This is a genomic window from Pontibacter harenae (assembly GCF_020907245.1).
In the GTDB taxonomy this organism is placed as follows: Bacteria; Bacteroidota; Bacteroidia; order Cytophagales; family Hymenobacteraceae; genus Pontibacter; species Pontibacter harenae.
In genome coordinates this window covers 86,279-96,804 of the sequence record NZ_JAJJWH010000008.1, presented here as the reverse complement: position 1 = coordinate 96,804, position 10,526 = coordinate 86,279, and the positions used below count along the sequence as shown (strand labels likewise).

Below are 10,526 nucleotides of genomic sequence, written 5' to 3'. Positions count from 1 at the left end.
AGCCAATCATTTCCGTTGCTTTGCAGGTTAGATGAGCCAGGAGTATACCTCCTTCCAGGTACATTTGGTTTCCAGAAGCTTTCGGCCACTTTGTATGCCTGGCATAAGTAACAACAGGTACGGCAGGACTGAAAAAGATAAACGATTACCACCATTTTTGGTTGTAGAGCTTCAGGGCGGCCACTGCATAAGTGAAACTGCCTATATTAACAAAAAGCTAGTTTTACCGTAACCGCAAGTATTATAACCACGTGAAACACCACCTACATGAACTGCAACTGGCAGCATTACATACCTAGTGCCACCTAGTATTTGCAGCGACTAAACCTTATATGGAAGACCAGGAAATTGTTCGGCAGGCAAGTGAATATGTATTCAAGCTTTTCAAGGAAAGGCTTTCACAGAAACTTGTATACCATAACTATAAACATACTTTCGAGACGGCTAAAGAAGCACTGGATTTAGGGGAGCGGCATAAGCTATCAGCCGAAGAACTTCAGGACCTGGCACTGGCCGCTTGGTTTCATGATACTGGTTACATTACCACCTACGCAGGCCACGAAGAAGAAAGCGTGAAATTTGCCACCGAATGGCTGGAGCAGCAAAAGTACCCTGCAGATCGGATACAGCGGATTAATGAGTGTATCATGGCTACAAAGCCAAACTCAGTGCCCACTTTCCTGCTGCAGGAAATTTTAATCGATGCCGATATGTCTAGCATCGGTAAGGAGTCTTTTTTTGCCAGTGCAGAACTTTTAAGAGTAGAATGGGAAATCTTCCTTGATAAGTTTTTCACAAATCAGGAGTGGGCTCAGTTTCAGATAGATTTCCTGCTGTCGATGTCGTTTAAGACCAGCCATGCGCAACGCAAGTTTGCTTCGCAGTTGGGGTTAAACATTCAAGAACAGCGTAGCCGCCTGAAAAAAGAAAGCAAGAAGCAGAAAAAGAAGAACAAGAAGCAGCGGGAAACACTGGCGCAACCGAAACGCGGCATCGAAACTATGTTCCGAAACACTTATCGCACGCATCTAAACCTTAGTGCCATTGCCGATAATAAAGCGAACATGATGATTAGTATAAATGCGATTATACTTTCTATTGTTATTACTTACTTAAGTGCAAAATCGTCTGTAACAGGCGCTGAGTTTGCACAACACCGATCACTTATATTGCCGATTGGTTCTCTGCTGCTTACAACACTTGGCTCCATTGTTTTTGCTATCATCTCGGCGCAGCCAGAGGTAACTAGTTTTTCCTTTAAGAAGAAAGAGAAAATTAACACCCGAAAAGTAAACCTGCTCTTCTTCGGTAACTTCACCAACATTCCGCTGGAAGATTTTCAGAAAGGAATGCATGAAATAATGCGCGACAAAAAATCGCTGTACAACAACATGATAACCGACATCTACTATCTAGGTGAAGTTTTAGACCGCAAGTATAAAATCCTGCGCATTTCCTACAGTATATTTATGGTGGGGCTGGTTCTAACAGTTATTGCTTTTGGTATAGCCGTGGCTTATTATTAGGCGAAGTCAACAGTAACAAACCTCCGTTTGCTAAAGGCGAGTATTTCCGTTAGATTTGCAGTCGATAAAGTGTTTATTCTATTGGCTGTGTAGTTCAATGGATAGAATAGGAGTTTCCTAAACTCTAGATCCAGGTTCGATTCCTGGCACGGCCACTAAAAAGCCCCTGCATGTATAAAGTGCAGGGGCTTTTTGTTTGTTTCTCGGAAATTTACCTGTGGTAGTTGAAAACTCAGTGGCAGCTTAGCGGCTATTTTGCCGCTGATATATTCTCATACATAGGATCATTCCCCTTGTATTCAAACCAGTCGAAAGTTGCTTTCCCGTTGGATGACTTACCTTGCAAGGTGGCATACATGCCAAGAGTCAATAGTCTTCACCAACCTTACCCTACAAATGGCGGGGTCTGGTAAAAACCAGCCAAGATAGGATTCAGACATTTTTGCTTGTCCTGTGCAAAGGTTGCCGTGTTTAATAGGCAAAAGCAACAGGTAAGTAGCAAGAAAGCCTTTTTCAGAAGACGATTCATAAACTGGAGATCACACTTATTATAGCTTGTAGCGCCTCCTGTTCAAGCAGCCTTTTTGCCTATCAATGAAGTGTTTCGCTCATCAGTAGGCTAATAAGGCGCAACTCAGAAACTGTTCTTATTTTAAGGCGACAGTACCCTCTACAATTTTTTTACTCTTTCTGCTAGCAGCATCAGGTTGGCTACCTCCTACACTAAACCGAATGGTGCCTGGCACGTGCCTGGCGTTGCCACTTTCATCTATCACTGTCAGGTCTTGTGGACGCAACTTAAAGGTAATTACTTTGCTTTCGCCCTTTTTGAGCGCAATGCGCTGGAAACCCTTCAGTGCTCTGTTAGGCGTACGGAATCCTTCTACTTCACGACTTGTGTAAAGCTGCACCACTTCTTCTCCGTCCATCTTACCAGTATTTGTCACCCGCACGCTTACCTGCATTGGGCTGTTTGCCTCAGCAGAGGCGGGCACCTGTAACTGATCGTAGGAGAAAGTAGTGTAGCTCAGGCCGTGACCGAAAGCGTAAAGCGGCTGCCCCTTAAAATAGCGATAGGTGCGGCCCTCCATAGAATAATCGCCGAACGGAGGCAAGTCTTTATCGCTCTTGTAAAAGGTAAGCGGCAGGCGGCCTGCTGGGTTATAGTCTCCAAACAGCACATCGGCAATGGCGGTACCCGCCGACTGCCCCGCATACCAGGCATTGACAATGGCTGGCACGTTCTCCGACTCCCACGGTGTGGCAATGGCACTACCTGTCATCATCACAAACACCACTGGCTTTCTGGTGGCTTTAAGCGCTTTCATTAGGTCAGTCTGCACTTGTGGCAGCAAAATGGTGGTGCGGTCGCCACCCTCAAAGCCTGGTTCATCTACTTTCATTTCCTCCCCTTCTAGTTGCGGAGAGATGCCACCGACAAAGATGATGACGTCTGCATCTTTCACACGGTTGGCCAGCGCCTTAAAATCTGTTTTGGCCATGTTACCAGCACGCAGACTAATGGATGCCTTTCCTCCCTCCTGCACATACTCCAGCACCAGGCGGTAGGTCTTACCTTTCTGGGTCGGCAGTTTGTAGGTTTTAGCGCCCCAGCGGTTGCGGGTCCAGGCGTTCAGCTGCTCTTCGCCGTCTACTGAAAAGCGGTAGCCATCATCTCCTTCTACTTCAAAAGTAACAGAACCTGTCTTGTCGGCCGTGAAATCAGTCGTGTAACGCGCTGAAAAGTCATAGGCCTTCATGCTGCCTACAACAGTCTCTCCTTCTTGCCAGGCATTGTTGATGTTTTTTTCCTGACGCACTGCCACTGGCTGCCCTTGCAATTCTTTGCTGTTAAAGTATTCGGCCTTCACACCTGGCTTACCTTCAAAACTCAGTTGGTTGCTGATGTCGGTGTATGCCAACAGGGTGTCTTTGGTGAAAGTGGTAGCTCTTTCATAAACGACTTCTGTGCTTGGCCCCACTTTGCTGCGGATGCCCTCCAAAGCCGTTACTACTTCTGATGGCTGCCCGTTATAGTTACCGAGTACAGCGATAGGGTTATCGGCATTAGGGCCAACCACTGCTATCTTCTTCAGGTTTTTGCGCAGAGGCAATGTGTTCTTGTCGTTTTTCAGCAGCACCATCGACTGTCTGGCCATCTTCAGAGAGTGTTCTTTGTGAGGGGCGCTCTCCAGCACGCTTGATGGCGTCTGTGCGTAAGCTACCATTGCTGGCGGATCGAACATACCTAGTTTGAAACGAATGGTAAACAGCCTTTCAACTGAAACATCTATCTGGCGCTCTGTAATCTGTCCGTTCTTTACCGCCTGCACCAATGCTTTGTAGGCGTCGGTACCGCAGTCTAAGTCGGTGCCATGCATTACGGCATCAGCAGAGGCGCTGGCAGCATCAGGATGAGTTTTATGATTTTTGAAGAAGTCATCGATGGCCCAACAGTCGGAGGTAACGTAGCCAGTAAACTGCCACTGGTTGCGCAGAATATCCTGCATCAGCTCGTCAGAGCCGCAGCAGGGTTGCCCGCGGAAAGCGTTATAGGCACACATCACACCCGCCACATCAGCGTTCACCACCAGTTCCTCGAAGGCAGGCAGGTATGTGTCCCACAGATCGTAGTTAGAAGGGCTGACATTAAATACGTGACGCTCTGGTTCTGGCCCGCTGTGCACAGCGTAATGCTTGGCACAGGCGGCTGCTTTCAGGTATTTGGGGTCGTCTCCCTGTAGCCCGCGCACGAAGGCACGGCCCAGCATAGCCGTTAAGAATGGGTCTTCACCGTAGGTTTCCTGCCCACGGCCCCAGCGCGGATCGCGGAAGATATTGATGTTAGGTGTCCAGTAGGTAAGGCCAACGTAGCGCTGTCCCGACTTTCCTTCCTCAACGGCTTTATTATAAATGGCTCTTCCCTCCAGCGCTGAGTAGTCGGCCATACGCTTCAACGAAACTGTATCGAAGGTGGCAGCCATACCGATGGCCTGAGGGTATACGGTTACTTTATAAGGAGTACGCGCTACACCATGCAGCACCTCGTTCCACCAGTCATACGACGGAATGCCCAGTCGATCTATAGCTGGAGCTGCATTCAGCATCTGGGCTACCTTTTCCTCTAGGGTGAGGCGCGACACAAGGTCGTTTACACGGCTTTCGATAGTAAGCTCAGGGTTTTGGAACGGGTATTGGTACTTTTCTTCCTGGGTAGGAATAAACCGTGCGGCACTCAGCAACACAGCCATGATTACTAAAGATAAAATAGCTTTCATTCGCTGATCTAAATAGTTGTGTTAGTTAGAGATTATAGTAAGTTATAGATGGTCTTGAAGCTACGTTTATTCCATCGGTCCTATCAGTTCGATGAAAGTTCCGTCAGGGTCCTGCACCAGCACAAAGTACAAATTCTGGTTCAAAGGTGTAGGCGTACTTCCCAGGAATGGTACATTCTTTTGCTTCAGCCTTTCAATCACTGGCTTTAGAGCCTTTACATTTATAGTGATGTACTGCACTCCTGTGTCATCCTGAATAAATTTTTGTTTAGGATGTGTTGCCTTTTTTCCGAAGGTCATAAGCTTCCACTCATTGGCTTCAGGGCTATCCTCCAGTTTAAGCACGGTTACGGAAGTGGGCACACCGTTCGAAAGGCCTGACCGCTTCGAAAAGTTCTCATCTATCGCAAAGCTGTTGACCTTCACCATACCGATCCCATCTACATAGAAATCCAGGGAGCGCTCCAGATCAGACACCACCACACCTAAGCCAATCAACTTACTACTAAAATTAGATTGTGAACTGGATTGCGCATGAGAAGCGAATGTCACCAACAGGGCTGCAACCAGAAAATAAAATCTCATCATATACTTTTTCATATTCAAGTACTTATAGTTAAACCGATAGGCATTATTGCATATCAGGAGTGATAATCTTGTAATTCCCGCTTAGGTGCATTACACTAAACAGGTACAGCAAACCGTCAAAATAAGGATCGAAGTATCCGTCGGAGTAGGGCTCCAGTTTAGCATTCCAGACCTCGTCCACAAATTTCCAGCTTTTGGCCTGGGTGCCCATAATTGAGGCCGCGCCAGCTGTAGACACCAACCCGAGCGAGTGTCGAAGTTTCTGAAAACCTCCTGCTGGTAAAATCCATTCCGGCCGTGACCCATCGATGTTGTACTGATCATCATACGTCTCTATTCCCTGGTTATAAAGGAAGTTTTGAAAGCGGTTAGCATACTCCTGTTGCCACTCAATGTCTTTAGCGTACCAACTATAGTCCATGGCTATATTCATAGGTACACGCCACGAATCGTATCGAAATGCCTCGCCTATCTGATCTTTGCCTCTGCTATGGGGAGCGCCGCTAAACTCAGAATAATCTGGTGTGAGCCCTGTTTCAGGGTGCGTGGCCCGATGCAGAAATACTCGAGCAGTATCAGCGAGGTCTCTGTAAAACTGCTCCCTGCCGTCCTTCGCATACTCGGCCCATACTTCATAAAACGCTGGTAAATGGTAAGAAGGGTCAGTCCAGTCATAGCCATCCTCATCAGGCACAAAATTGATCTGCTTGTGTTCTACATTGATTACATTCTTGATTCCCATGGTGCCGTCTTTAGTCCACATCGCATCCAGAATCCTTCTTGCTTCGGCGTAGTAATCTATACCCGTATCATTTCCCCATCGGTTTGAAGCGAACAGCAGGTCCGTCACAAAATACAGCTCACCGTCTGAAGCCGAGCCTTCTGCATTATGCTTCCCTGTTTTAGGATCTACACTCCATGCAAAATAAGCATCCCGTGGCCCGCCCTGGTGCTGCATGTACGCTTTGGTCCAACGCCAGAGTCTGTCAAACACCTCCTTTTTATCAAGCTGAACGGCCACCATCAGCCCGTAGGAAAGTCCCTCTGTGCGGGCATCCTTATTCTTTACATCCGACACATAGGCCATCGAGTCGCCTACTTTAAAATACACTCTGTCTGGCCCCTCAAAAGTGTCGTAATACGCTTTTGCCAGTTTTGCATCGATGTCAGCTTGTGCATAACCCGCCTCCAGAAAAACATTTCGGTACTTACCTGTTTCCCAAGCCCCCGCTTCCCACGGCTGCATTTTACCGCGCGGATCTGTAACATCCTCTTCCAATTCTTTAGAAGCCGAACATCCTGTCATAAATACCATACCGATCAGCGCGAACGCCATTGCGGTTAGATAGAAGTTTTTTTTCATTTAAATTAGCTTAATGATTAATAGAGTTTGTTGTAAGGTACTATCTGTTATGACTTATACTTTAGTCTTTAATGGTTATATCACGTTTGAACTTTATCTTGATAGTTTATATACAAGCACCCGTCCCGTCGGATTAAACTTTAGGGAGAGAGGCTAAGGTAGTGTGTTGTTATTAGCAACTTAAACCATGCGCCTTACTGTACGATCACCACTCCGCCATTCGGCTGCATGGCTATTTTCAACTCTCCCTTTCTGTTCACCTTTACACTTTTGGTATAGCTTATCCCGCCTTTCTCGTCTCCATAGAACTTCACCTCTTTGCCAGAAAGCATCGGTAAGCTAAGCTTCAACTCTAGCGGCTCAGTCTGGGCATTTACTCCTGCTATATACCATTTGCCACCGTGCCGTCGGGCCAGTACGCAATACTTACCAGGATACCCATCGATTAACACGGTTTCATCCCATGTTGTAGGTACCTGCTTCATAAAATCTATGGTGAAACCTGGTGCATCCTGAAGGTTGTTAGGCGCTAACGCAAAGAACTGCACCGGGTTCTGAAACAGCACGGCGGTAGACAGTTGAAAAACATCGGTTGTTTTCCTGTGATTCCCGCCATCGTTTGTTCGGTTGTACCGCTTGTTTAGCACCACACCGCCAAACTCCATGGAGCCCACGGCATTTCTGATGAAAGGGTGCAGGGTTGCATTGAAAGCCTCTGTATCGTTGGAGTGTTGGCTGAACATCAGGTTTTCCGATGCCAGCACCGCCTCACTTCCCACATAGTTCGGGAACATCCGCTCCCAGCCTCTTGGCAGGGTTGTACCGTGGAAAACCACCATCAATCCATAAATAATCATTGGCATCAGATAAAATGTCTTCATACAGGCGCATGGTTTCCTGCTTATCTCCCCCGAAGAAATCTACTTTTATTCCTTTCACCCCGTTTTTCTTCATCCACTGCATTTCCTTTTTTCGGGCAATGGCGGTACTCATTTTGTTTATAGGCGTTTGAGGCGCATCATTTACAACTCCATTGGAATTGTACCACAGGAAAACACCCACTCCTTTAGAATCCGCATATTCAATCAACTCCTCCATTCGCTTGTATCCGATGCGCTGGTCCCACCAGGCATCCACCAAAATGTATTCGTAGTTTAGTTGCTCGGCCAGGTCAATATACTTTACCTGATCCTTGTCATTCATGCTTTGGTCCTGCCACATAATCCAGCTCCATGTTCCTTTGCCGTACTTGTATTCCTGAAAGGGTTCATACAGCGGCTCCACTACATCATAAGGAATGGTTGTTTCTACAATGGGCTTCAAACCCATGCCAACCGTTATGGTTCGCCAGGGAGTAGTGGCAGGCAAGCCTATGGCTGCACCTGTGCTTCCGAATCCGTTATTCTCCGTTTTCTCTGGAAATGCTATCGTATATGTTCCATCGGCTGTAGGGTCGCTCAGGTGAGAGCCGCAGTAAAGCCCTCTTACACCTGTTTCGGAAATAAGCGCCCATTTTTCCCCTAGCCTGAAAAGGCATGGAAATGTATAGCCAAGTCCATTGGCTGACTTTGCGGCAATGTCCTGTTCTACTTTATACCCTTCTTCATAACTCGGCTTCGTTCTGGCAAAACCAACCATTGATTTGGACTGCGGAGTTAAAAACCCTTTAGCCTGTTGAGGAAAGTTGAAGCCTGTAGCCTCTTTTTCGACTACAAGCGCTCTCGGGTCGCCAGATGCTGGAATGTCGTATCGGAAGGCTATATCATTGTTGCTTACCCTGAAAACCACATTCAACACCTTTTTGTCTTTGTTGACAAAGGAGCATACCAGCTCATTGGCGACGTAGTGAATTTCGGATTTTTTTATTTTATCCTGGCTATACTTCTGGTCGATTGTGTTTTGCTTCGTGTCCGTCAGGGTCAGTTCACTCGAATAATCGATAAGATTCGTCACCAGCCCCAAAGGAGAATCCTCCAGCACGGCATCTCCTCCATACATTACACGGTAATGAGGCTGACCGCCTTGTAGGAACACCTCTACCTGTAGTTGACCGTCAGGACTTTTGACTACGCCGCTTTGTGCCTGTACCAGGCATGGAATTAGGGTAAATAAAGAAACTAAAAGCTGCAATGATCTTTTTATGCCTTCTAAACTCATGACAACCTTATTGTTGAGCAACCTGAATAAGAGCCTTAACTACAGACTTCGGCTGATTATTTCTGTCGAAAAGCAACGGATAGTCTGTCCTGCCTCTGACAGGAAAGTTGTTTTTCCAAGATTGCCCGTCGTTTACGCCCCACAGTGTCACCCTCGAAATCTTATCCTGATGCTTTAGAAAGAGCTTGAAGAATTCTACGTAGCGGTCGTTAAATACCTGCGTCACAGAATCAGGAAGCCCTTCGGTGTAAGGGTTAAATTGTTGCTGGTATTCAATGTTAGTGGCCACATCGGCCCCTACGTTCCGTCTTGGAGAAGGAAGCGCAGAGAGGTCCAGCTCGGTGATGGAGACTTCCAGCCCCAGGTCAGAAAAGGCAAGAAGGCTCTTTTCAAACTCCTCGATGGAGGGGTGGTCTAAGCCTATATGCCCCTGCATGCCGATCCCGTTTATCCGCACGCCCTGCTGCTGCAGACTCTTTACCATGGCCACCACACCGTTTCTTCTGCCAGGCAGGGCCATGGAGTAGTCGTTGTACATCAATTTTGCCTCAGGGTCGGCCTCATGGGCAAACTGAAAGGCCAGCTTTACAAAATCCTCGCCGATGATTTCGTAGAACTTGCTCTTCCTCCAGGAGCCGTCGTCTATGATAGCCTCATTCACCACATCCCAGGTGTTCACGCGCCCTTTGTAACGGCCGACAACGGTAGAGATATGGTCTTTCATGCGCTGGATCAACACCTCCCGCGATACATCATTGCCCTGGCTGTCGGTGAAGAACCAGCGCGGGGGCTGCGAGTGCCAGATGAGCGTATGCCCGTTAATGTACATGTTGTTTTGCTCACCGAAGGTCACAAACTGGTCTGCCAGGTCAAAGCGAAACTCACCCTCTCTGGGCTGGATCAACCCGCTCTTCATGATGTTCTCGGCAACAATCGCATTAAAATGCTCCTTCACCACCCTGATGGCTGCCGTGTCTTCACCCGTAATCTGTTGGGCGTTGAGTGCTGTGCCAATGTAGAACTTGCCTTTGTAGGCGTCTTTGAGCGATAGTTCAGCGGTAGTGGTTTCAACAGCAACAGCGGTATTGGTTTCGGCCGCATCTGTTTTGGCTACCTTACAGCCGCCACATAGAAGAACAACACCTAGAACAGCTACGATTGATTTATTTAATACTCCTCTTTTTTTCATTTATTTTATATTGTTAAATCAATGTGCAGAGAAATAGCTGCACAGCACGAAATACTTCCTATTGATATAAACCTATATGCATCATTCTCATGTTAAATGGTGTTTCATGTAGTTCATTTTCGTTTCACCATTTCACTTCTTCTTGATGTTAATCGTTAGTTTATATTCTTTTTCATCTCCTAATTTAAGAAAATGATGGAGATAGCCTCATCATTTTTAAGTATAATCCTTGGTTATTGTTGTTTTCTAGGCTGAAAAAGCAAGTATGAATTGGCCTTTCGGCTAAGGATTTTAGCTACTATAGCACAATGTGCTGCAGAATAGCCTGAATCTCTTTATCACTAGTTTTTTACTATTTAACATTGATAAACAGTGCTTTATAGTAGCCTTACACACTCCCAACAGATTTGAATTTTTTAAAAAAT

General features: G+C 46.7%; 8 protein-coding genes and 1 tRNA gene. 2 read left to right on the top strand and 7 right to left on the bottom strand.

The window, feature by feature from the left end; translation table 11 throughout:
* Positions 1 to 332 precede the first annotated feature (332 nt).
* On the top strand, positions 333 to 1,526 hold the full coding sequence (locus tag LN893_RS06455; RefSeq protein ID WP_229968978.1) for a Pycsar system effector family protein: 1,194 nt from the start codon (positions 333 to 335) through the stop codon (positions 1,524 to 1,526).
* A gap of 83 nt (positions 1,527 to 1,609) precedes the next feature.
* Positions 1,610 to 1,681, top strand: a tRNA-Arg gene (locus tag LN893_RS06450).
* Positions 1,682 to 1,776: 95 nt separating this feature from the next.
* Here LN893_RS06450 and LN893_RS06445 read toward each other — a convergent pair.
* From LN893_RS06445 to LN893_RS06415, 7 genes are all read right to left on the bottom strand, one after another.
* Complete coding sequence (locus tag LN893_RS06445) at positions 1,777 to 1,884, bottom strand: hypothetical protein (protein WP_229968977.1); 108 nt, start codon at positions 1,882 to 1,884, stop codon at positions 1,777 to 1,779.
* 289 nt (positions 1,885 to 2,173) lie between these two features.
* On the bottom strand, positions 2,174 to 4,804 hold the full coding sequence (locus LN893_RS06440) for a glycoside hydrolase family 3 C-terminal domain-containing protein (RefSeq protein ID WP_229968976.1): 2,631 nt from the start codon (positions 4,802 to 4,804) through the stop codon (positions 2,174 to 2,176).
* Between the two features lie 66 nt (positions 4,805 to 4,870).
* The gene (locus LN893_RS06435; RefSeq protein ID WP_229968975.1) at positions 4,871 to 5,392 is read right to left on the bottom strand and encodes a VOC family protein; all 522 of its coding nucleotides are present in this window, start codon (positions 5,390 to 5,392) and stop codon (positions 4,871 to 4,873) included.
* A gap of 43 nt (positions 5,393 to 5,435) precedes the next feature.
* A complete protein-coding gene (locus LN893_RS06430) occupies positions 5,436 to 6,755 on the bottom strand; it encodes a family 8 glycosyl hydrolase (protein WP_229968974.1) in 1,320 nt (439 codons plus the stop codon).
* Between the two features lie 194 nt (positions 6,756 to 6,949).
* Positions 6,950 to 7,636, bottom strand: coding sequence for a glycoside hydrolase family 97 C-terminal domain-containing protein (locus LN893_RS20525; protein WP_255709908.1), 687 nt, complete (start codon positions 7,634 to 7,636; stop codon positions 6,950 to 6,952).
* Positions 7,524 to 8,912, bottom strand: a complete 1,389-nt coding sequence (locus LN893_RS06420; protein ID WP_255709907.1) for a glycoside hydrolase family 97 N-terminal domain-containing protein — start codon at positions 8,910 to 8,912, stop codon at positions 7,524 to 7,526. Before LN893_RS06420 ends, LN893_RS20525 begins: the two co-directional genes overlap by 113 nt.
* A gap of 7 nt (positions 8,913 to 8,919) precedes the next feature.
* Positions 8,920 to 10,101 carry an endo-1,4-beta-xylanase gene (locus LN893_RS06415; RefSeq protein ID WP_229968973.1) on the bottom strand — a complete coding sequence of 394 codons (1,182 nt, stop codon included), beginning with the start codon at positions 10,099 to 10,101 and terminating at the stop codon, positions 8,920 to 8,922.
* Positions 10,102 to 10,526: the final 425 nt, after the last annotated feature.

Bases quoted from the DNA above. Each gene is read 5' to 3' on its own strand.
- LN893_RS06455 (WP_229968978.1), top strand. From the start codon at position 333: ATGGAAGACCAGGAAATTGTTCGGCAGGCAAGTGAATATGTATTCAAG.
- LN893_RS06445 (WP_229968977.1), bottom strand. From the start codon at position 1,884: ATGTATGCCACCTTGCAAGGTAAGTCATCCAACGGGAAAGCAACTTTC.
- LN893_RS06440 (WP_229968976.1), bottom strand. From the start codon at position 4,804: ATGAAAGCTATTTTATCTTTAGTAATCATGGCTGTGTTGCTGAGTGCC.
- LN893_RS06435 (WP_229968975.1), bottom strand. From the start codon at position 5,392: ATGATGAGATTTTATTTTCTGGTTGCAGCCCTGTTGGTGACATTCGCT.
- LN893_RS06430 (WP_229968974.1), bottom strand. From the start codon at position 6,755: ATGAAAAAAAACTTCTATCTAACCGCAATGGCGTTCGCGCTGATCGGT.
- LN893_RS20525 (WP_255709908.1), bottom strand. From the start codon at position 7,636: ATGAAGACATTTTATCTGATGCCAATGATTATTTATGGATTGATGGTG.
- LN893_RS06420 (WP_255709907.1), bottom strand. From the start codon at position 8,912: ATGAGTTTAGAAGGCATAAAAAGATCATTGCAGCTTTTAGTTTCTTTA.
- LN893_RS06415 (WP_229968973.1), bottom strand. From the start codon at position 10,101: ATGAAAAAAAGAGGAGTATTAAATAAATCAATCGTAGCTGTTCTAGGT.